28 protein-coding genes are annotated in these 20,638 nt (G+C 66.0%); 6 read left to right on the top strand and 22 right to left on the bottom strand.

What is annotated here, in order from left to right; all coding sequences use genetic code 11:
• Positions 1 to 9: 9 nt before the first annotated feature.
• The 21 genes from BUE16_RS05185 to BUE16_RS16615 all read right to left on the bottom strand — a co-directional run bounded on the left by BUE16_RS05185 (position 10) and on the right by BUE16_RS16615 (position 16,430).
• Complete coding sequence (locus BUE16_RS05185; protein WP_073307350.1) at positions 10 to 237, bottom strand: hypothetical protein; 228 nt, start codon at positions 235 to 237, stop codon at positions 10 to 12.
• Positions 234 to 536, bottom strand: coding sequence for a hypothetical protein (locus BUE16_RS05180; protein WP_073307349.1), 303 nt, complete (start codon positions 534 to 536; stop codon positions 234 to 236). The genes BUE16_RS05185 and BUE16_RS05180 overlap by 4 nt, the downstream gene beginning before the upstream one ends.
• On the bottom strand, positions 533 to 5,155 hold the full coding sequence (locus BUE16_RS17135) for a beta strand repeat-containing protein (RefSeq protein WP_143165375.1): 4,623 nt from the start codon (positions 5,153 to 5,155) through the stop codon (positions 533 to 535). The genes BUE16_RS05180 and BUE16_RS17135 overlap by 4 nt, the downstream gene beginning before the upstream one ends.
• A gap of 180 nt (positions 5,156 to 5,335) precedes the next feature.
• Positions 5,336 to 6,886 (bottom strand): hypothetical protein, encoded by a 1,551-nt coding sequence (locus tag BUE16_RS05170; RefSeq protein ID WP_073307348.1) that lies wholly within the window; start codon positions 6,884 to 6,886, stop codon positions 5,336 to 5,338.
• Complete coding sequence (locus BUE16_RS05165; protein WP_073307347.1) at positions 6,886 to 8,841, bottom strand: ATP-binding protein; 1,956 nt, start codon at positions 8,839 to 8,841, stop codon at positions 6,886 to 6,888. Before BUE16_RS05165 ends, BUE16_RS05170 begins: the two co-directional genes overlap by 1 nt.
• Positions 8,834 to 9,208 (bottom strand): hypothetical protein, encoded by a 375-nt coding sequence (locus tag BUE16_RS05160; protein WP_073307346.1) that lies wholly within the window; start codon positions 9,206 to 9,208, stop codon positions 8,834 to 8,836. The genes BUE16_RS05165 and BUE16_RS05160 overlap by 8 nt, the downstream gene beginning before the upstream one ends.
• Entirely contained in the window at positions 9,205 to 10,029 is an 825-nt protein-coding gene (locus BUE16_RS05155; protein WP_073307345.1) for a hypothetical protein, read from the bottom strand. Before BUE16_RS05155 ends, BUE16_RS05160 begins: the two co-directional genes overlap by 4 nt.
• The gene (locus BUE16_RS05150) at positions 10,022 to 11,803 is read right to left on the bottom strand and encodes a hypothetical protein (protein ID WP_073307344.1); all 1,782 of its coding nucleotides are present in this window, start codon (positions 11,801 to 11,803) and stop codon (positions 10,022 to 10,024) included. The genes BUE16_RS05155 and BUE16_RS05150 overlap by 8 nt, the downstream gene beginning before the upstream one ends.
• The gene (locus BUE16_RS05145) at positions 11,800 to 12,138 is read right to left on the bottom strand and encodes a hypothetical protein (protein ID WP_073307343.1); all 339 of its coding nucleotides are present in this window, start codon (positions 12,136 to 12,138) and stop codon (positions 11,800 to 11,802) included. Before BUE16_RS05145 ends, BUE16_RS05150 begins: the two co-directional genes overlap by 4 nt.
• A complete protein-coding gene (locus BUE16_RS16285) occupies positions 12,135 to 12,380 on the bottom strand; it encodes a hypothetical protein (protein WP_143165374.1) in 246 nt (81 codons plus the stop codon). Before BUE16_RS16285 ends, BUE16_RS05145 begins: the two co-directional genes overlap by 4 nt.
• Complete coding sequence (locus BUE16_RS05140; protein WP_073307342.1) at positions 12,377 to 12,583, bottom strand: hypothetical protein; 207 nt, start codon at positions 12,581 to 12,583, stop codon at positions 12,377 to 12,379. The genes BUE16_RS16285 and BUE16_RS05140 overlap by 4 nt, the downstream gene beginning before the upstream one ends.
• Positions 12,580 to 12,711 carry a hypothetical protein gene (locus BUE16_RS17315; protein WP_268762477.1) on the bottom strand — a complete coding sequence of 44 codons (132 nt, stop codon included), beginning with the start codon at positions 12,709 to 12,711 and terminating at the stop codon, positions 12,580 to 12,582. Before BUE16_RS17315 ends, BUE16_RS05140 begins: the two co-directional genes overlap by 4 nt.
• A gap of 3 nt (positions 12,712 to 12,714) precedes the next feature.
• Positions 12,715 to 13,092: a hypothetical protein gene (locus BUE16_RS05135; protein ID WP_073307341.1), complete on the bottom strand. Its 378-nt coding sequence runs from the start codon at positions 13,090 to 13,092 to the stop codon at positions 12,715 to 12,717.
• A gap of 73 nt (positions 13,093 to 13,165) precedes the next feature.
• Positions 13,166 to 13,456, bottom strand: a complete 291-nt coding sequence (locus BUE16_RS05130; protein WP_073307340.1) for a hypothetical protein — start codon at positions 13,454 to 13,456, stop codon at positions 13,166 to 13,168.
• A complete protein-coding gene (locus BUE16_RS05125; RefSeq protein ID WP_079991502.1) occupies positions 13,453 to 13,974 on the bottom strand; it encodes a hypothetical protein in 522 nt (173 codons plus the stop codon). Before BUE16_RS05125 ends, BUE16_RS05130 begins: the two co-directional genes overlap by 4 nt.
• Before the next feature lies 1 nt (position 13,975).
• The gene (locus tag BUE16_RS05120) at positions 13,976 to 14,458 is read right to left on the bottom strand and encodes a hypothetical protein (RefSeq protein WP_073307339.1); all 483 of its coding nucleotides are present in this window, start codon (positions 14,456 to 14,458) and stop codon (positions 13,976 to 13,978) included.
• Between the two features lie 40 nt (positions 14,459 to 14,498).
• A complete protein-coding gene (locus BUE16_RS05115; protein WP_073307338.1) occupies positions 14,499 to 14,978 on the bottom strand; it encodes a hypothetical protein in 480 nt (159 codons plus the stop codon).
• A gap of 6 nt (positions 14,979 to 14,984) precedes the next feature.
• Positions 14,985 to 15,548, bottom strand: a complete 564-nt coding sequence (locus tag BUE16_RS05110; RefSeq protein WP_234972330.1) for a hypothetical protein — start codon at positions 15,546 to 15,548, stop codon at positions 14,985 to 14,987.
• A 72-nt stretch (positions 15,549 to 15,620) separates the two neighbouring features.
• On the bottom strand, positions 15,621 to 16,040 hold the full coding sequence (locus tag BUE16_RS05105) for a hypothetical protein (protein ID WP_073307337.1): 420 nt from the start codon (positions 16,038 to 16,040) through the stop codon (positions 15,621 to 15,623).
• Positions 16,033 to 16,275, bottom strand: coding sequence for a hypothetical protein (locus BUE16_RS05100; protein WP_073307336.1), 243 nt, complete (start codon positions 16,273 to 16,275; stop codon positions 16,033 to 16,035). The genes BUE16_RS05105 and BUE16_RS05100 overlap by 8 nt, the downstream gene beginning before the upstream one ends.
• Positions 16,272 to 16,430: a hypothetical protein gene (locus BUE16_RS16615; protein WP_159435732.1), complete on the bottom strand. Its 159-nt coding sequence runs from the start codon at positions 16,428 to 16,430 to the stop codon at positions 16,272 to 16,274. The genes BUE16_RS05100 and BUE16_RS16615 overlap by 4 nt, the downstream gene beginning before the upstream one ends.
• Before the next feature lie 139 nt (positions 16,431 to 16,569).
• Here BUE16_RS16615 and BUE16_RS05095 point away from each other — a divergent pair, with 139 nt between their 5' ends.
• Complete coding sequence (locus tag BUE16_RS05095; protein WP_073307335.1) at positions 16,570 to 16,833, top strand: hypothetical protein; 264 nt, start codon at positions 16,570 to 16,572, stop codon at positions 16,831 to 16,833.
• Between the two features lie 40 nt (positions 16,834 to 16,873).
• Here the strand turns inward: BUE16_RS05095 and BUE16_RS16280 are convergent, their stop codons facing one another.
• The gene (locus tag BUE16_RS16280) at positions 16,874 to 17,737 is read right to left on the bottom strand and encodes a hypothetical protein (protein ID WP_143165372.1); all 864 of its coding nucleotides are present in this window, start codon (positions 17,735 to 17,737) and stop codon (positions 16,874 to 16,876) included.
• Between the two features lie 154 nt (positions 17,738 to 17,891).
• Here BUE16_RS16280 and BUE16_RS05090 point away from each other — a divergent pair, with 154 nt between their 5' ends.
• From BUE16_RS05090 to BUE16_RS05070, 5 genes are all read left to right on the top strand, one after another.
• Positions 17,892 to 18,428, top strand: a complete 537-nt coding sequence (locus tag BUE16_RS05090; protein WP_073307334.1) for a tyrosine-type recombinase/integrase — start codon at positions 17,892 to 17,894, stop codon at positions 18,426 to 18,428.
• Between the two features lie 9 nt (positions 18,429 to 18,437).
• Positions 18,438 to 18,638 carry a hypothetical protein gene (locus tag BUE16_RS05085; protein ID WP_073307333.1) on the top strand — a complete coding sequence of 67 codons (201 nt, stop codon included), beginning with the start codon at positions 18,438 to 18,440 and terminating at the stop codon, positions 18,636 to 18,638.
• 309 nt (positions 18,639 to 18,947) lie between these two features.
• Positions 18,948 to 19,736, top strand: coding sequence for a DNA adenine methylase (locus BUE16_RS05080; protein WP_073307332.1), 789 nt, complete (start codon positions 18,948 to 18,950; stop codon positions 19,734 to 19,736).
• A 77-nt stretch (positions 19,737 to 19,813) separates the two neighbouring features.
• Entirely contained in the window at positions 19,814 to 20,059 is a 246-nt protein-coding gene (locus BUE16_RS05075; protein ID WP_073307331.1) for a hypothetical protein, read from the top strand.
• A gap of 98 nt (positions 20,060 to 20,157) precedes the next feature.
• Positions 20,158 to 20,517, top strand: a complete 360-nt coding sequence (locus tag BUE16_RS05070; RefSeq protein ID WP_073307330.1) for a hypothetical protein — start codon at positions 20,158 to 20,160, stop codon at positions 20,515 to 20,517.
• Positions 20,518 to 20,638 lie beyond the last annotated feature (121 nt).

Below are 20,638 nucleotides of genomic sequence, written 5' to 3'. Positions count from 1 at the left end.
CGCTCGGAGTCACTCACTGTCGAGGTGGTTGTCGACGAAATCGGAGTTGGCGAACGGACTGTTCGCCAGATTTCCTCCGTTCTCGCCGAAAACGACTTCCTCGGTCGTCCACGGGCCGTCGAGATGGAGGTCGCCGAGGGCGACCCGGATCCGCGTCGAGAGCCGGCCGCGGTCTCGATCGATATATAGCCGCCGAAGCAAGCAGCGACAAGAGTGCCACAGTTCGACCTCGTTCATACGTACTCCTCAACGAACGACCACACCGGCCCGGTGAGCACGTCCCACGCGGCCCCGCCCGCGCCGGTCACGTCGCCGGCGATCTGCGCGAGGTTTGGGTCCCACCACCCCAGCAATATCCCTACGCCGATCGTCACGAGCGAGCCGATCGCCAGCGACCCGGCCGTCCCCGCGATCGCGACCGCGCCGCCCAGCAGCGACCGCAGCCGGCGGAACTTGTACACGCCGTAGGCGATCCCCGCGAGCGCCAGCGCCTCCGGGCCGAGGTACTGGCCCAGCGTCCCGAACACGATGCTCACTGGTTGTCACCACCCGCGTCGATGACGATCTGCGGCCGGTCGTCGTTCGGGTTGTTGTTCGCGCGGTACTCTTGGACCAGCGAGTACACAGCGTACCCGAGGATCAACACCACGAGGATGAACGCATCCGAGTTCACCAGCGCCGTCAGCAGGTCGCCCTCGCCCAGGCCCTGCAGCGCGATCACGGCCGACACCGCGACGATGCCGATCCACCGCCCCGGCGAGAACGCGTCGAACTGTCGGAGTAGCACCAGCGTCGCGACCGCGATCCCCGCGAGGCCCAGCATCGCCGCCGTCTCCGCGCCCAGGTCGATCAGGCCGACCTGCAGCGCCGACACGAGCACGGCACCGCCGACGGCCGCCGTCAACAGGTTGTTCGACCCGACGCTCACATAGGCGTTGCCAGCCGTCTCGACGCCGCGCTCGACGAGGTCGCCGAGTGTGTCACCGACGCGAGGGATGCGCCCGACTAAGCCGCCAAGCGCGCCCGCAAGGCCGTCGACGCTCGCCCGTGCCCGACTCGGTGCCCGGCCGGCGATCACGAGCCCGGCGACGCCGCCAAACAGCACGAGCAGCGAGAGCAGGTTCCCGCCGCGGACCGCCGCGAAGATCCCACCGCCGACGCCGCTCGTGTCCTTCGCCGGCGCAACGCTCTCGCGAACGGCGACCAGCCCCACGTCGTCGCGTGGGATCGTCATCGTCGCTCCACCTTCCGCGCGGTCGAGGCGCGCTGACTCGGACTCGTCGAAGACGCCGTACCACACGCCGCTGTCGGCGCCGACGTACTCGACGGTCACCGGGTCGCCCGTTACGCTCCCCGGGCGTAGGTAGAACAGCGGGCTCGACGCGTTGGCGATCGATTCGGGGACTGTCACCTCGACGGTGTTGTGATCGACGCCCAGCGCCACCGGGAGCGTCCGCAGTGTGACCTCGCTCCCCGTGCTCGCGTACGGGAAGTACAGCCGTTGGGCACCGCCGCCGTCGATCTCAGCGTACTCGGACTCGTCCGAGTACGACTCGTTGACCGCGTAGTGGAGCAGTTGGCCCTCGGACGTGTTGGACACGCCCAGCCACGACGACGAGCCCCACGTGTCGAACCGGACGCGAGAGTTCAGGTCGCTCCCGATGTCGGTCGTGCGCGTCACCGTGATCTCGGCGTTGTGCGCTCGCACCTTCGAGGCGACCGACCGGATCTCGATGGTCGTGTCCTCCGGCACGCCGCTCGTCGGCGTGAGCGCGTCCGCGTCGATCGTCAGCTCGGTGCCGGTCAGCGTGTAGTTCCCGTCTGGGACGGCAGCCCAGCCGCCCGACTCGTTGATGCGATAATCGAGCGAGCGCATCGACACGACCGTCTCCGCGTGGTCGATCGTCAGCGTCGTCTCGTTGCGATACGCGCTCGTCGTGAACGAGACGTTGTACCGCTCGGAGAGACCCTCCGCTTGATACGAGACCGACTTCCGCTCGGTCATCTCGTGGCCGTACTCTACGTCCACCGACATCTGCGGCGCGTCCGCCGACAGTGCCTCGTCGGCCAGCTCGACCGTCAGCGAGTTCGTCCCCTCCACGAGCGCGGACGAGACGTTGAACGTCACCGTCCGCGTCTCGGCGGCCGTGAGGACACCCGAGGTTGTGTTCGTCGCGTCGTTCAGCGTCAGCCCGGCGCCCGCGCTACCGGTCCGCTCGGTGAACGTGAGCGTCGCGTCGACGCGGCCGCCGTCCGCGACCGAGACGACTGCCGCGCTTGAGGACGTGGACAGATTCGCCAGCGACACGGTCGCCGACTCGCCCGGCGCCAGCGTCCCGTTGTACTGTGCATCCGGTGTGCCGTCGCCGGTCACGTCGATCGACGGTGTCTCGGCGTGCTCGACGCGCTCGAACTCGATCCGGTAGTCGTACGCCGATCCACTCCCGCCGAACACCAGCGTGTTCGACCCGACGGAGAGCCCCGGCAGGGAGACAGTCGCAGTCTCACCCGACTGCAGCGTCCCGTCGTAGATCGCGTCCGTCGACCCGTCGCCGCCGATGTCGATCTGCGGGTTCTTCGAGCCAGAGTTGTTCGTCAGCGACAGGTCGTAGCTCGTCACCGACCCGCCCGCCGTCGACAGCGTCAGCGTGTGTGACCCCGTCGACACGTCGAAGTTCGTAAGCGTCACCGTCTCGCCGTCCGCGAGGATGCCCGAATGGCTCGCGATCGTCGTGCCGTCGAGTGCGAGTGACGGATCTTCGGTTGCGATCCGCGCGTCGTAGGTGACCGTCCACGACGGTTGCGGCCCGACCGCCGTCGACGTGTCGAGTGTCGTCGAGCCGCTCGACAGCGCAGACAGCGGCACCGTGACCGACTCGCCGCCGGTGAGGATCCCCGAGTAGCTCGCGTCCGTCGTGCCGTCGCCAGTCACGTCGACGGCCGGGTTCTGTGTGGCCGTGCGCTCGTCGAACGAGAAGTCCCACGAGACGATAGATCCGGTGTTCGTGGTTGTCGTCGCCGTGTGCGACCCTGTCGATACGTCGACTGACGAGTCAGTCACCGTCTGTCCTTCCGTGAGGATCCCCGATACCGACGCTTCGGCGGTGCCGTCGCCGTCTACGTCGATGCTTGGATCCTCTGTCGCGGTCCGATCAGTTTTTGTTAAGACGATGTCCACCCCGGTCGACGTTTGCACGGTGAGGGATAATGTCGACGCGGATAGATCGATCCCTTCCGACTCGGAAGTGCCAGCGGAGACGGCCCCAAAGTCGGCCGTCTGACCTGTATCTGCGGTAACAATCACCGAACTTGGGGAAGGATTGATTATCGCGTTCGAGTAGGAATTGACTTTCGTCCCCGTAGTTGCGAAATACGCGGACGAGGCGCTGTCGTCTTGCGCACCTCGATAGCTACACGTCGACTCCCCCAATTCGATCGTGACGGTCGACACCGAGGAAACGTCGATCGGAGACGGGAACACATACGTTGGGTTTGTCCCGACATTCCACGTTCCTTGTTTCGTCCCCTCCATCGGTGTTGAGTCGGCGAGATCGCCGGTATTGACCCACACCGTCGCCGAACAGCTACTCGATAGGCTGTCAACCCCCGGAACCGTGAACGAATACAGCGTCTCGGTTGTCGACACGTCGAAAGTGTGTTGAGAATCTTCGGTGTATCCCGTATAGAAGACGAAACCATCCGCTTCGGTCGTTCCGTCCCCGAGGTCGTACAATGGCTGTCTATTCTGAGGTGCCGTTACCACTACCTCCGGTTCGGAACTCACCGGACCGGTCGGTTCGATATTCCCGGGGTTTGAGACGCTGAGGATCTGCCCGTCTCCGACGCCCGACCACGATTGATCCCCGCTTGAGGTTGTTGTCTCTCCCGAGAACGTCACAGACTCGCCGGTCGGCGCGAGGTTCCCGTCGATTGTGAACGACGTGGTCGATCCGTCGCTTACACTTGTCACGCTCACCGTCCGCGCGGTCGTCGTCTCACGACCCGTGAACTGGATCGACGGCTCCGACCCGCTCGCCGGCCCGTACGGCGCTACGTTCCCGTTAACCGTGATCGAGCCGTCGCCCGTCCCGCTGGGCGTGTACGTCGAGCCCGTTTGCGTCACCCCGCGGAACACGACCGACTCGCCCGACGGCGACAGCGACCCCTCCACGTCGAACGACTGCTGGTGGCCGTCGCCGACCGTCGTCGCCGAGATCGTGTTGCTGCTCGATGAGCCGCTCCCGTAGAACGTGACCGTCGCGTTCACCGGCGCCGTGTCGCCTGCGACTGACACGCTCGTCGTCGAGCCCGAGGCCACATCGTAGCCCTCGCGCACCTCGCCGAACGTCGTCGCGCGGCCCTCAAACGTCACTTCCGCGTTCGACGGGGCGAGGTTCCCCGCCACCGACAGCCCGAGCACATCGTTCGTCGCCAGTCCGGTGCCCGAGTGCGACTCCGTCTCCGTATTCACCACGCCTGTCAGCGTGCCTGTCGGCTCCGACGCGCTCGCCAGGTTCGTGATGTCGTACGTGTGGGTCGTTCCGTCGACGGCGGGATCGTCGCTGATCAGCAGTTCCCCGCCGAACGTGACCGTGTTCGTCGAGTACCCGCGCGTCCAGAACACCGCCTGTCCGCCGCGGATTGTCACCGGCTCCGTGTACACCGCGCCCGACTCGCTGTTCGCGATGCGCGCGACCTCAGGAACGGTCCCGTACACCTGCTCGAACCACGCGGTCGGCACCGACACCCACCGGCCGTCGTGGTTGCGCGTGTCGGTGAGGTTCAGCGCGGGTTCGCCGTCGACGACCGTCGCCTCGACCCGCAGCGTCTGAGCGCCTGCCGACGCCGCGACCGGCGGGGTCGGCACCTGCTCGCCGGCTTGCGTGTGCGACTTCGGCACGTTGCCCAGCCGCGAGAGGTCGTCAGGCGGTGAGCGACCGGTCGACAGTTCTTCGAGGCCGCCACTGTCGCCGGTGTCCGCAGGCGCGGGAGTCGGCGTCACGACCGTCCCGCTTGAGGCGTTCGCTGCGCGATCCGGCGCGTCCGGCGACGGCATGAACAGCATCGGCCCGAGCGCCGCCGAGACCACCAACGCCGCGATCAGGCCGACGATCTTCACCTGGCCTTCGTCGAGCGGCACGTCGTCGCGGTTCACGCGACCACCTCCACACCCGATTCAGCCTCCCCCCCGGTTGTACCCTCGTCTCCTGAAACGCGCGTGTGCCTGACATCCGATTTCTGCCAGTTATCGCCGATCGGCCGCCGCGCGGCCGCCGCGGCCCCGGACCGCGCCACCGGGATAAAAAGCAACCAGCGTGCTGGTCCACGGGTTTGATCAGTCATCGGCCGGCACCTCCGAGTTCGTCGCGAGCGCCGCAGCCTTCGGGATCTTCGCCGCCACCAGCGACACGCCGTCGGAGCGCTCGTACACGATGTGGAACGCCGACTCCGTCTCGTCGACCGGCTGCTCCGGGAACGCGCCCTCGTAGGGACTTGCGAGCGCCTCGATCACCTCCGGCCGCTCGCCGCTCACGTCGATCACGCCCGAGCCCGGTGCGAGCACCCGGAGTTCGTGGACCGCGCCGCCGGCCGCGCGGTACTCCTGCAGCAGCGTCGGCGACCCGCTCTCGTCGGTCGCCACCGAGATCTGCTCGGTCAGCATCGTTCCGTTCGCTTCCGAGGAGACCGTGACGCTCTCGGGGACGCCCAGGCGGAACTGAAACTCCGGCAGCCCCAGCGGGTAGCCGAGATCCGTCCAGCGGAATTCCGAGAACCGCGAGCCGTTGTACACGAGCCCGTACCCGCGGGGACGCGACGACAGCAGGTCGTGGTTCATCGGGATGTCGCGGAACGGCTTGGGCGCCTCCGATTTCACCGTCCGGTTCGACCGCTCGCCGTTCGCCAGCTCCGCCCAGTAGTCGAACTCTTTCAGCCAGTGGTTGTGGACGTCCTCCTCGTTGTGCGTGTAGCCGATCAGCGAGCAGCCCGCGCTGCGGGATTCCTTCGCGATGTCGGCCATGATCTTCACGCACTCGTACGTGTAATGGCCCTCCGCGCCGCCGGGCGCCGACTCCGGGGCGAACATCCCGAACTCGTCGAGGTGAACCGTCATCCAGTTGCGCTGGCCGTCGGCGTCCACGCGCAGGCCGTTCAGCACGCGCTCGGCGAGGAACCCGAACCACCAATGCGTCGCCGGCGTCGGGTCCGGCTCCGATTTCGGCACGAACTCCGGCTGCTTCACCGTCGTGTCCGCGCGCGCGAGCGCCTGCTCGCAGCCGCGGAAGAACGGATCCGGGTACACGACGTTGTACGTACCACGTGGATAGTCCTGCAGCTGCTCGACGAGATCGCCGACATCCTCGTAGTAGCGCACCGCCCGCGCGATCTCCTCGGGGTCGGGTGGCGCCGCGTCGGTCGCCTCGAGCCACCGGCCGTTCACCTCGACGCCCTCGGGAAGCCAGATCGTCGCCCAGTCGGCGACGCGCCGCCAGTCTGACGACTGCTGTCGCCCGTTCCTGACGATCCGCTCGTCGTTTTCTTCCATCTGGTAGGCCGCCCACTGGTCGATCAGCGTCGATTTTCCGGACCCCTTCGGGGCCTCGACCATCGTGAGGCTCGCCTTCGGCGAGTTCACCGTCGACGGGACACCCTCGGCGGCCGGGTCCTCGACGTGGAGTAGCATGTCCGGGTACACGCCCGACACGGCCGCGCCCTCGCGCTGACCGAACGCTTCCGCGTCGAACGTCGGCACGTTGAACCGCGTGCGCATCTCCTCCGCGTCGCTCGTGTAGTACTGTGGCGCGCGGTATCCCCGCACGATCGGGACGCCCTGCAGCGTCTCCTCCACGTAGCCTGTTCCGTCCGGATCTTCGTCTCCTCGTGACATTATGATGTAACTCCTGTGAGTTCAGTTTCGTCGCGAGCCGTCACCGCTCCGCCCCCGACCCCGCCGTTGTACACGATCGGGATATCGAGGTCGCCGAGCGACCGACTCACCAGTTCTTTCGCGTGCTCTACGTCTTCGAGCGTCATCGTCTCGCGCAGGTTCGCCCGCGCGCTCGCCTGGGCGACACGCCGCGCAGCGCCCAGCTTCCGCGCCGTGACCGGCATCGGCGGTCCGGCATAGTCACCGTCCGCGTTCGCCAGCGCATCTCCGTACCGGTCCGGGAGCGCCAGCTTCTGCTCGGCGAACCACTCCGACAGCGCCTCGATCGCCTCCTCGGTCGGCACCGGGTCGAGTTGCCGGGCGCGCAGGAGCACCGCGTGGTACTCCTCGAGCGAGAGGATGCCCTCGATCTCCTGGCGTTCGTCGTCGTCCAGGGCGTCCCCGCGCTCGTCTTTCAGCGCCGCCGCCCACGTCCGCATCATCGACTCCGACAGCTCCCGAACGTGGTCGCGGTCCTGTTTCGACCGCATCTGGAAGATCAGGTCGAACCGCGACAGCAGCGGCGACTCGAGCGGGAGCGCATCGACGAGCGACTCGCCGCCCGTGAAGTGGCCGCCCGTCGGGTTCGCGACGCCCAGCAGCCCGCACTCAGCGGGAAGCGTCATCGACTGGCCCGCCAGCGAGATCGGGACGATCTGGTCGGCCAGCGCCGAGTGCATCTTCGAGATCGCGCCCTCGCCGGCCTTGTCCAGCTCGTCGACGACCGCGATCCCCCCGTGCGCCCGCACTAGCGTGCCCGGCTCGATCGAGAACCCACCGTCGCTGAAGTCGTCCTTCACCGCAGCGGCCGTGAGCCCCGGACCGCTGACGCGCTCGCCGCTGGCGAACGCCGACCGCGGCGCCACCGCGGCGACCCACTTCGCCAGCACCGATTTCCCCGTCCCCGGGTCGCCCGGGAGGAGGACGTGCAGGTCGCCACGGTAGTGGCTCCCGTCGGAAGCGTCGAACGTCGACGCGCCGACCAACTGCATGACGATCCCGCGGACGACCTGACGGTCGCGTGGGTGGGACCCGGCGACGAACTTCGGTGCCGCCGCTTCCATGAGCACGTCCGCAGTCGTCGGGTTCGGCGCGTCCACGTCGAACGACTCCGGACGCTCGCGAAGCCGCTCGAACAGGTCGCGCTCGGCCTCGGAGAACTCGACGTCGTGGACGTCGGTCGCGCTCGCCTCGATCGAGTTCGCCTCGACCTGCGGGTCGGGCGTCGGCCCGCCTCCGCGGAACTCCAGTTCGCCGACGATCACGATGTCCTGGCAGTCCTCGATCGACGCGTGGCCTGCGAGATCCCCCAGTAGGTGCACCACCATGTCCGCCGTATCGCCGCCCGACGCGGCGCTGGCGGGGTTCTCGAGGAGGAGCTTCTGGTAGTCGCGGTACGTCGACTCGTCCTTGTGGACCCGGAACGGCCCCTGCTTCTCGCAACCCTGACACTCGAACGGCTCGCGGTACCCGCCGATCTCCTGCAGGATGTACGTCATCGTCCCGCAGCGCTGGCACTCGAACGCCGCCTCGACGAGTCTCGGCTTCATTTGGGTGCGCTTTGCGACCTGGCCCTCGAGCGCGAGCAGGTCGCCCTGTCGCTCGGTCGGTGAGAACTCACCGGGCGATGTCGTGTGCGAGTCGGGGAGATTCTGCCACCGGACCGTGACCTTGCCCAGCGCGTTATCGACGGGGAGCGGCGTCGTCCGCAGCCCCTCCTCGACCGACTCGTGATAGTCGCCCGGCCGGTCGAGAACGTCCTCGGCCATATGCGGGTTCCACCGCGCGAAGTCCGTCCAGTCGACCGTCAGCGACTGCCGATCCGGGTACTGCTGGGCCAGCAGCGCCACGTCGCCGCCGATCTCCCAGCGGAAGTACTCGCTGAACTGCTCCACGAAGTCGCCCTCGCTACGCATCGGCCACCTCGCTGAAGTCCGACAGTTGCGCGTCCGGTTCTTCGACCGGGATGACCTCCTCACGGTACTCGACCAGCAGCGCCTCGAGGTCGCGAACGAGGGCCTCCTCTCGCTCGGTCATCCCGTCCGTCGATATCGGGAGGTCTGCCGCCGCGAACGATGCCAGCTTCGTGAGCTTCCCCAGGCGCTCGTCGACGAACTCGGTCGTCAGTTTCTGAAGATCCTCGCCGTCGACATCGTCCTCGACAGCCGCCGCCTGGACACGCTCGAACAGCGACGGATCCTCCGGCAGGTCGGTGAGCGTGCTCTTTTGCTGCTCTTTCGCACGCGCCGACCGCAGCTCCTCGAGATCGAGACTCCGGGTCATCCGCTCGGGGGCTCCTCCCGCACCCGGACCGTGTCCATCGCCCGCTCGTTCGCATCCGTCGCGACCGTCGCGAGCAGGTCGTTCATCGCCGGCAGGACCTCCTGGGCGAGCAACCACTCCAGCCGGACCGACGGCCCGTTCACCAGGGCATGATACCAGTCACCCGACCGCGCGGTCGCACGTGCCGCGAACTCGTCGTCGACGTGGCCCTCGGTCACGTGCACGATCTCCTCCGCCCAGTCCGCGACCGCCGCGTACCCTGTGATCCGGCCGTCCGACAGTGCCGTCCGCAGCGCCCGGTGCTGCTCGACCGCCCGCTGGTGGAGTCGCGGCCGGGCACCGACCCATCGCATCGTCGTCGCGTTCTGAACGCCCTCCTCGTCCGTGTTCTCGCCCACGCGCTCGCGGAGGGTCGACAGCGCACGTTGGTACGACGGCGTGAGCACGCGACTGCGGACCCGCTGGCGGACGCTCCGGCGCCCGCGGGCGTCAGGCACATCCGCCGACACCGCCGCGCGAGCGTCGTCGTCTTCCAGTAGGCACGCCACCTCCCACCGGTCGGTCAGCAACTCGAAGTGCCACTCGTCTGGCGTCTGGCCCGCCGCGACCACGTCGACCGCGTGGGACCATTCGAGCACCTCGCGCCGACTCGCGAACCCGGCTTCCAGCGAGCGCTGCAGGTGGCGCTGCTGGGCGCGCAGCCCGTCCAGCGCCGCCGCGAACGACCGGTGTGACTGTTCCTCACCGTCGCCGAGCCACTGCAGCGCGTGGTGCCCGTCGTCGCTCACCGGGTCGCCAAGCGCGCCGACAGCCTCAGTCATCGGCCACCCCCGTCGACGGCTCCGACGCCGCGTCGTCGGCGACCGGCGGCCCGCCGTGTGTCTCGTCGCTCAGTTCCTGCGCCTGCGACCGCAGTTTGTCGGCGAACTGCAGCGCGCGCTTGTGCTGGTCGAACTCGATCTCCGTGATCGCCTCCAGCAGCGCGTCGTACGTCGACCGGTCTTTGTACTCGTCGCGCTCCGTCGCGACGATCGCCCGCACGTCCTCGTAGTGCGTCGGTCCCCAGTCCACGTCGAGGCGCCCGTCGCGCGCCTCGGTGCCTCCGACGAGCGCCGGAAGCAGCGCCGCGCCCCCGGCGATCAGCGGTGCGTTGAACACCGCCATGCCGACCCCGTACACGACCGCCCCGCCGCCCAGTGCGATCGTCACGAACCGCCAGTTGATGCGCGTGGCGAGGTTCGACAGTTGCACCGAGATCGCCTTCGGCACCGCGGCGATCCCGCCCTCTGGCGCGTCCGCCAGCTCGTCGTCGTCGACCTCTCGGAGGACCGTCGGCGCGAACGTCAGGCGGGCGGGTGTGTGCTTGAGCACCTTGTCCGACTCCGGGTCCACCTCGAACAGCCGCCCGAGGTCGCCGTCGCCGCTGTCGTACGAGCGCATCTCCTCGACCGGCACCGAGGCCGGAGCCGCCCAATAGCGTGCCAGCATCGACCGGATCGACTTCGCCGGCGCGTACAGCGTGTCGTCGTGCTCGATCACGTCCTTGAGCGTGTTCGACACGCGGCGCGTCCCCGGACGCCCCTCGCCGCCCGGCGAAACCGCGTCGTTGTGCACCTCGCGCCGGAAGAACCCTGCTTGCGTCACGTCCGCGTCCCGCAGCGACAGCATCACCGGGAACGCGACCGCGCCCATCAGGATCCCCACGACGAACGGTGCGTTCGCCAGCACGACCGCCGTCTGCCACGTGGCAACGCCGACCGCCGCCGCGATCACGAGCGCCAGCGACACGCCCCAGAAGATCTCGCTTTTCTGCGCGCTCACGACCACGCGGTCGAGCACGTGCCGAGCCGTCGCCCCGGAGACGAGCGTCCCCGCCAGCGCCGGCAGGATCAGGTTCACCGACGCCCACCGCCAGATGTCGCCCTTCCCGTTGATCGGGTACGCCGGCGACGCCGTCAGCGGGTTCGAGCGGTGGCTGAACAGCCACCGGGCGCCTTGGACGCGCTCGCCGTTGTGCTCGATCCACGCGGTCGCCCGCACCGAGTCTTCGAAGTGCGACCGCAACTTGAGTTGGCTCGTGGCATATCCTTCCGAGGTCTGGAAAGAAATCCGCTGGACCGACTGGTTCGCCGCGTACGAGACGGTCGTGCCGTTCACGCGCTTCGTCTGTTTCTCCCAGAACACGACGACGAACTGGTACTCGCCGACTGCGTCGCCGTACGTCGCCGTGTACGCCTGGATATAGTCGGTTTCGAGGCGCTGGCCGCTTTTGAGCGGCTGCGCGCTCGTCTGCAGCGGGCTCACCGGCACGTACCGGAGGATGATGCCGCCCATCCCCAGCGAGCGCGCTGCGGGCGGCGCGTCCGCGTCGTGGGTGCCGCCCGTCGTCAGCTCGCGATACGAGAACGGCCCCGGCGGTTCCCACGTCGGTTCAGTTGGCGTCGTCGAGTTGTTCGCCGACTGCTGCGCGACGATCGGGCTCGTCGAGACTGTCGCCGACCCGCCCGACGGAGCACCGACGGCGGCCGCCACGGCCGGCGCGACTGCGCTCACGACGAGAAACGCGGTGACAGCCACCGCGACACCGCGTTTCATCTGTCCACCTCATCCAGAGTGTCCGTGCGGACGGGGATGCCCGCGATGTGATCGGCGAACGCGTGTGCCGGTGCCGCCGCCGTGTCGCTGAACAGCACAACGCCTGCGGCGAGAGTCATCACGATCATTCGGACCGTATCGCTAAACGAGGCTGTGAGCAACAGCGCGATCGTGGCTGGAACAGCCGTGATAGCAGCACCCGCCAGCGCAGCAGCGAGTCCGCCCCACAGCTCGTCGACCCTACTTAGGTCGGCGTCATCGGGCACGTCCCTGAACTCATACCCGTCTCGATACAGCTGGTAGCGCTCGCGCAGCGTGATCGCCGACTGGCTCATCGTCGCCCCACGTCCGCGTGCCACGCTTCAGCGTACGCCAGTACCCCGGCTGCGAGAGCACCGAACAGCGACGTTACCACTGCGGCGCCTTCGAGCGGCGTGTACACCGGCGCGCTGTACGCCAGCTCGTGGAGCGAGACCGCGAAGGACACCAACGCGATTCCCCCGAGTGTCGGGATCGTGACTGCCGCTGGCAGTTTTGAGCGCGACTGCTCAACGCGCAGTGAGATCTCATCGCTCACACCGCCACCTCCGCAGTCCGCATTGCCAGCGGAGTCACCGTCGCGACCGCGTCACCGAGCCACGGCAGGCCCCCGAGCACTCGCTGGAGCACGTCGCCCGCGGCGGCCGCCGCGCTATCCAGTCCGACCGAGATCTCGGTTACACCAACCGCGATCGCGCCGCCGAGTGCCCCCTTCGACCGGTCGCCCGTCGGGAGCTTCACGCCGAGATCACCCCGAGCACCGCGTCGATCATCGAGCGCGTCGCCTCCGGATAGACCACGATCGCGACCACCGCGACCGCGAGCAGCGTCAGGAGGAGCGCGCCCCGATCCGAGACGTTGATCTGCATGACTCAGTCGTCGTCCTCCATGTCGTCGGCCGCCGCCGAGCTCGCCGCCAGCGCCGCGACGACGAACACCAGCGCCACGACTGCCGCCTGCTGCAGCGAGAGCCCCAGCAGGGCGCCGCCGCCGAGCCCGAGCGCGATCCCGCCCAGCAGCGACCCGACCCACGCCCAGACGAACCCGCCAGCCCAGAGACCGGCGCCGAAGCTCCCGAGCGCTAGCACGCCCTCTCGGGCGGGCTTGCCCTTCGCCCGTTTCATGCCGCCGCCTGCGAGGCGCATCGTCCCCCACAGCCGATTGAACACCGACGTGTACTCGCCCAGGATGTACCCCACCTGCGCGAGGATCACCCACCCGAGCACGACTTCGAGCGTCACGCCCGGCACGGCTCCTCACCTCCGCGTGCGTCCGCAGTACTGTGCGCGCGATCCGTCCGCCGTCCGCCTGTCGTGTCGTCGATCATGAGTTGTCGTTCAGTTTCGTTTTGATGCGATTCGCCGCCCGTACGAGCAGTTTCAGCAGGAGGAGAGCGCCCAACACGGCGAGGATCGTACTCGCCTGCTGCTGGGAAACCGGGAACGCCTGGTGGCTCGCGACGAGCAAACTCGCCATGTAGAACCACTGCTGAAGGTTCGCCCAGCCGAACGCCAGCACCGTCACGACGATCTCCGCGTGGAAGATCGCCAGCACCGAGCTGGCCGCCGCGGTGCCCGCGCGGATCGGGTTCGCGACCCACTCGCGAACGCTCATCGCGTCAGCCCTCCCCCGCCCGGGATCGCGTCGATCGCGATCAGGACGAGTTTCCGGATCGTGCCCGTGTAGAGGTTCAACGCTACCACGAACGCGAGCGCCAGCAGGATCAGCCCGACTGGGCCACCGTCGGCGGCCGGGCCGACGACGGCCTCGACGACCGTCCGCACCGCCGTGAGCAGCCCGCCGCCGATCAGATCGCCCGCGTCGATCAGCAGGTCCGCGAGCACGACCGGCACGTCGGCGATGCCGAGCAGGCCCTCCGTCCCCGGTCCCGAGCCCTCGTACACTGTCGACAGCAGGTCGAGGATCGCGAGCACGCCCGCATCCAGGCCCGCGAATATCGGCTGTAGCACCGCGCCCAGGATGAACCCCAGCGGGTTCCGCCCGAACGTCAGCAGCACGCCCTTCACGCTGTCGAGGCTCGTGCTCGTTGTCGTCGAGTCCGTTGTCGAGTCGGTCATGTCAGAATCGTCGCCCCAGCTGATCCCGCCGCCGGGGAGCTCCCAACTCGCCATGTCACGAGCCCCCCAGCAGGCGCTCGCCTGCCTTCTTCGAGCCGACGGCCACGATGTACACGAGTACGAGCGTCAGTCCGACGTTGATCGGGAGCGCGAACACGCCGAACTGCGCGACGTTGTACGACCACGCGCCTGTGAACGCTTCCAGCAGTGGTCCGAACAACGCGCCCAGCAGGCCCTCGCTGGCGACCGTCGCGCCCAGATCGGTTGTGACGCCGCCCGGCCCCTCGACGATCGGCCCCGAACCGGAGACGAGCGACACCGACCCGATGAACGAGGTCGCCGCCTCAATCAGGCGCACCTCAGCATCCCCGATCGAATCGATGACGGTGGTTACCCCCGCATACACACCACCGACGATCGACAGGACGATCGCCTGGGCTGTCCGCGTCCAGTTGACCGGGTTCGCCGCGTTCACGACCGTGTACTTGCCGCCTGAGTCGGTCGTGTTCAGGAACGTACTCAGAAAGCCGTCGCTCACCGCCCGACCACCCCCGCATCTGTAGGGGTCGGTCGTGCGGTCATTCGTCCGGTGTCGCCTCCTCCTCGGCGCCCAGCCAGTCCGTCGGCACGTCGAACGGAAGGCCCGGGATCGTGTCACCCGTCTCGTCCTCGCGCAGGTACAGCGTGACGAAGTACAGCGACAGCATCACCACTCCGACGGCGATCGGGAGCGCAAGGAACCCAGCCAGCGACTCGCCCAACACTGTCTCAAGGGCGTTCTGTGTCACTGTCGCGCTCGCGGTGACCAGGTCAGCCGGCGCCGTGAACAACGCCGACAGGAGCGCCGAGATCGCCTCCCCGCCGCCGCGGAACGGCGCCGCGAAGAACGACCCGATCGCCTGGACGATGTTCGCGAACGCCAGAAACGGCGCGCTGATCGTTCCGAGGATCACCGACGTGATCACGCGGGCCGCGCTCGCGTTTGGCTGGCTCAGGTACGTGACCATCCCCGAGAGGATGCCCGTCCCCGACCCGTCACCGAGACTTAGGGTTGCCATCCGGCGTCACCCCGTGATCCGCTTTTTGATCGGGTCGAACAGGCCGACCAGCCACCCGGCCGCCACCGCCAGCACGCCCAGCAGGATGTTCAGTGGCGTGAGCAGCCCGCCGCCACCGCCGCCGAAGATCGCCCCGCCGCTACTGTCGTTCGTCGCCGACTGGCTCACGGTCGTGCCGATCTCGATGGTCTCCGCAGTCTCGTTCCCCGAGAGGTTCGCGTTCTCGGTCACGACCACGCGGTAGGAGTCGTAGGTGGTCGCATTGACTGCGAACTCTTTGCGCGTCGTGTCGTTCGCCGCCGCCGAGATCTGCCCGCTGTACTCCTGGGTGGTGATACCGTCGGCGATCCCGTACACCGTGTAGTTCAGGTTCTCACTCGACGTGTTCGTCACTTCGAGGTACACCCGCTCGGTGTCGTCGTTCACCGAGACGGTCTTGTCCGCCAGCTCGGTCGCCGCGACCACGCCGCCCGCCGCGACCGACAGCAGGAGCAGCCCGGCCAGCAGGGCGCCCTTGAGTGAGTTGGGTGTGATTCGACTCAGCAGTCCGGTTGTGTTGTCGTCAGTCATCAGTTGGTATCCCCGTGTTCGGGCCGGAGAACGCCCTGTCCGTCTGTCTGTGCCGGTGACGAGTCGCGCCGGTTACGCATCATCGCCTCCCGTCGCTCGGAGCGTGAAGTACGCCCGACCACCGAGGTACATCAGTCCGAGACCGCCGACGATCGCGCCTGCTGCGGCCGCACCTGAGCCGCTCACGCCAGCGAGGAGGCACACCACCCCCGCGACCAGGGCGGCGAAGGCGTGGTCCTCGGAGAGACCCGTCCCGCGGACGGTGACGCGGTCCGTAACGGCGGACGCCCCGCCGTCGGTGCGCGCCTCGCTCGGCTCGTCATCGGCGTCCATCTCCTCGCGGTGGAGTGTCGCCGTCTCAGCCGGGACGAACACCGTCGAGCCGCCGGTCGGCCCTGCATCGAGGTCGACCTCGATCGCACCGTTCAGCGACGGCGCGTCGACGACCGCTTCTTCGCCGCCCTCGCGGACGCGGACCTGGCCGTCAGTCATCGGCGACCTCTGTCTCAGTGCCCGAGATCCACTCGACATCCGTCTCGACGACCTTGCGCTCGGTCTCGTCGAGATCCCACGCGTCGCCGTCGCGGACGCGCTGGGCGTGCTCGGGACAGTAGCGGCCGGCCGGCGCACCGGTCGTACCGGCCGCGACCGCGTCGTCGCCTTCGGGCGGCTCGACGACGGTCACGGTCGGCAGCTCGTCGCAGCCGGGCCACGGACACTCGCTCACGCTCGCCTCCCGACGAGATCGTCGACGTGCTCGTCGACGCGTGCCACGTCGCCGACCGTGAGGTCGAGCCCCGGCTCGCGGGGACGCTTGATACGATGCTCCTCGAAACCGTCGTCAGTGCCACCCGGGACGGGCGGCGGGGTTTCCGATCCCATTCTTGATTCGGCCGGTAGGGGCGGCCGATACTGCGGCTGTCCTGACCACCGCACTAGAACCTCAGCAGAACGGGTACCGCGTGGTGTCGCTATGGGTACGCACGGGCCGTTTATATGCGATAGTGAGGTGGGATAGACTATGCAAACACTGCAGCGACGGAGTGGCAGCGGGCTCGTGACGCTCCCGAAAGATGGACTCGAACGCGACGGTGTCCTCGACGACGGTGAGATTCCCGAGCAGCAGAACCTCGTGGTTGACCGGCTCGGGCGGCGCGTCTACCTGATTCGACTCGTCGACGACGGGATCGTTCCCGACGCCGAAGAGACGGAGGTCGTCGAGCGACTCGCCGCGCAGCGGCTCATGCAGCAGGACGCGTTCGGGCGGACGCAGACGGCGGACTGAATATTTTAGACGTTCTGACGATGGACCCTATTTTACTGGATCATATTTTTGACCAGTCTTCCCATCCTTGATCTGTATTTACTTCCTGTTCTACCATCTCTCTCATTGAAGGGAAGAATCCCTGTTCGACGCCCCAGTCATAATCTCGAACAGTACCGTCCAAGCTTACCATGGAAACAGAACTCAGATTCTTTCCACAATCTTTGTACTTAGCAGCACCTTGGTCAAAAATTGGAATGAGGTATTTTCTCCCGAGAATATCTTCATATTCGAGAAATAGTTTTATGAAAACCCTAGTAGAGTCACCGGTATTTTGATCTTTGAGAACTGATTCAACTACTCGGCGAAGTTTCTTTTCTCGGTCGTCATCAAACGGGTCGAGTAGCCGTGCCTCTGATGAGAACTTAACCGTTGGTTGTTGCTTTTCAATTGCACTACCATCTCTGACTAATGAAGAATTGCGACCGGATTGTCGAGAGAATGTAACACCTGTTGGCTTGCACAAGTCCAGATCCATCTCAGGTATCGCAAAACAGGTCCATAAATTGAGATTAGTAGCAATTCCATCGCCATAGTTCGATACTAATATGCTCACGTAGTCATTATTTTTAAAACTATAATCCTCGACTACTAATTCTGGCCTGATTTTGGCATCTTCCATCTTTCGCTGAGATTTCAGTACCTCAGTTTGAGTCCGCTGTAGATCGTTCTGATTCTGTTGTAGAATAGATTGCCTCCTATACAAGAGTACCAGTGCGCTGGTTAGTGAAATCCCGACGACAATATCGAGACCTGAGAGTCCGATTTCTCCATACTCCGTTGCCAAAACGACAGCAACCAACGCGGAAACACCACCCACAAATGTAATAACCGGTATTGGCCCAAGTCCATCAGAGCGGTTCATATAATTAGGATCAATTACCGTCTAATGTATCTGGCCGAAAAAGAATGCATCACTCCGGTTTTACAGAGACGGGGGACTGTCAAATCCGACTGTACTCACCCCCTCCGCACGGGCCGTATTTACGTCTCGCTGGAAACTCGTTTTACTGTCAGTCATGGCGTGGACAAGAGAACCACTCACCGAACCCGAGCTCGACGACCTCCTCGACACCGCCGACGAGCATGATCTCGACCACCAAGTGACGATCTACACGCTCGCTCACACCGGACTCCGAGCGAACGAACTCGCGCACCTCCGCGACGACTGGATCGACTGGCAGGCCGAACGCCTCCGCGTGCCACCCGCTGAAGGCGACTGGTCGCCCAAGACCGAGCACTCCGCGCGGACGATCCCGCTGAAGCATCCCGGAACAGTGCGGCGGCTGCGCGACTACTTCTCGTATCACGAAGCGTACGACGCGACCCGCCAGACCGTGACGAACCGCGTGAAACGTGTCGCCGCCGAGACCGACCTCCGGAAGAAGGTCACGCCGCACGTCCTCCGGCACACCTACGGGACGCTCATCGCCGCACGAGGGGCGACGCCGCAGTACATCCGCCAGACGATGGGCCACGCCGACCTGTCGAGCGCGAACGACTACCTGCAGTACGCGGGGACACAGCTCGACGCCGAGGCCGAAGAACTCTGGTGAAAATTGAACATGACCGACCGATCTGTCCGCGACGCGATCATCGAAAACCTCGAACAGCCGGGTTCGCGAACGAAGGAGCGACTCGTCGACGCGCTTGCCGACGAGTACGACGAGGTCCACGTGAAGCACGCTCTCGGCGATCTGCTCGTCGAGGGTGTCGTCGAGGAGCATCCCGGGATCGACGGCGCGTACGTCCTCGCTGAGGAGTAGATCACGCCGAACTGAACACCGGCGCGTCGCTTGCGCGGTGAGTCAGTGTTCAGTTTCGAGGATCGGGTGATCTCCGGGGCGATCGCGGTGCGGTCGTACCAGAACCCCGATCCTCGAGGTTCCCTCCAAGGAGGTGTTCCCCACCACACACCATTGAAGTCGCTCACGTTCACTTTGACTCCGCCCAAGGCTCACTGCTTTCCTTGGGCGTCGGGCGGCTCTGAGTATGGCACTACGTGGCCGACGACAACGGGGCAACGAAATCCAAAGCGCAAGCACAGCTACCGATTCGATAGCGAGGTGCGCGTGATGCCGGATGCGGTTTTCCCGTACCCTGGTGGAAAGTCCCGATTCGCCTCGTGGATCCTCAGTCATGTCCCAGAGCACGAGTGCTTCGTTACCGTGTTCGGCGGCGCCGCCGGCGTCCTCGTGAACAAGGATCCGAGCACGAGTACCGTCGAGGTCTACAACGACAAGGACGGCGACCTCGTCCACTTCTTCGAAACCCTACGCGAGCAGCGAGCGGAGCTGGTCGAGTGGCTCGAAGCAGTCCCGTACTCGCGTGAGATCCACGGTCGGTGGGCAGAACTGTTCTTCCGCGGGTACCGCCCCCTCGACGACGTCGAGCGAGCAGGACGGTTCTTCTACCTCCGCTACTCGCAGTTCGGGGCGAAGTGCAGCGACCCGGGTGGGTTCGGAACGAGCAAGGTCAGCAACCAGGCGCTCAGCTACTCGAACAAGGTCGACCGGCTCCACGAGTTCGCCGAGCGATTCGAGGACGTCGTCGTCGAGTCGCTCGACTGGAGCGAGGTGTTCGACAAGTACGACCAGCCGGAGACGGTGTTCTACTGCGATCCGCCGTACGTCGGGTCAGAAGACGCGTACCCAGTTTCCGATATCGACCACGAGGAGCTCGTCCAGCAGATCAAAACGCTCGACGGTCGATGCATCTGCTCGTATGACGAACTCCCGGAGAACGTCGACGGACTCCACCTCGTCGGTCGCGACGAGAAGCGATTCCTCGGAAACGGCGTTTCAGGAAGCACGAAAGTGGCGCGTGAGAATCTGCTGATGAACTTCGACCCGGAGACTGCGTAGGGAGTCGGTTTCACTTTCACTTCCACTCCGCCCATGGCTCGCCCTCTTGTGGGACTCGTGCGTCGTCTCGACGTAGAATGCGCGAGATCAACCTCGACGACCAGATCGACCGGTGGCGATACACCTGTCCTCGAGGGCACCGAAACTGGGAAGCGACGAACAACCACTTCTGGTGCTGTGAGTGCGCACGCCAGAAGGGCGTCGACGGCGTGTTTCACGAACTTCGGGACGCGAAGGACCGCGAGTTGTTGAGTCGTGACGAAGTCCGGCTGATCACTTCCGCCGGCCCCTACCGCGACGTACACGGCGAAGAGCCGGTGTAGGGGGCAGTGAAACAGCCGATATACGAACTGCACACCGACCACTTCCACCGCGCGTCCATGGCTCGCCCCTATCATCTCCCCGCCCCGTCGATCACTCGATGTCGAAGACGACGACGGAAGACAACCGGGCATTCACACACATCAAGGGCGAACTGGCGTGGACGCTCGCCGAGTGCCGGTCACCGAGCGACGCGGTCGCGATGACCCGGCACCTCACCGACGCCGACGAAGGCCGCTTCGAACTACTCGGACTCGTCAACGACTGCGAGGTCGCGCTCTACTGGGATTACTTCTGGAACCACGTCGTCGCAGCCCGGTTCGATACGGACGGCGTCGGCGATCTCCGTCGGGAGGCTCCCGAGGAGATCCGCTATGCGGGGCTGGGTGAGTACTTCGACGGGGTTGATCTTGGATCGTGGGATTGGGCTCACCCACGGCATCAGTGGCGTGGGGAGTAACAGAGAGATATCCCCCATTCACGTGTAACAGTTGTAGGAATTGTCCACTGGTGGTCAACAGTCCAGTGACAATTGAGTAAACCCCCTCAATTCATGAATGTAGAATAACGGGTACAGAGTA

It is taken from the genome of Halobaculum gomorrense, from assembly GCF_900129775.1.
Lineage (GTDB): Archaea > Halobacteriota > Halobacteria > Halobacteriales > Haloferacaceae > Halobaculum > Halobaculum gomorrense.
This window is presented reverse-complemented; position numbering and strand designations above follow the sequence as displayed.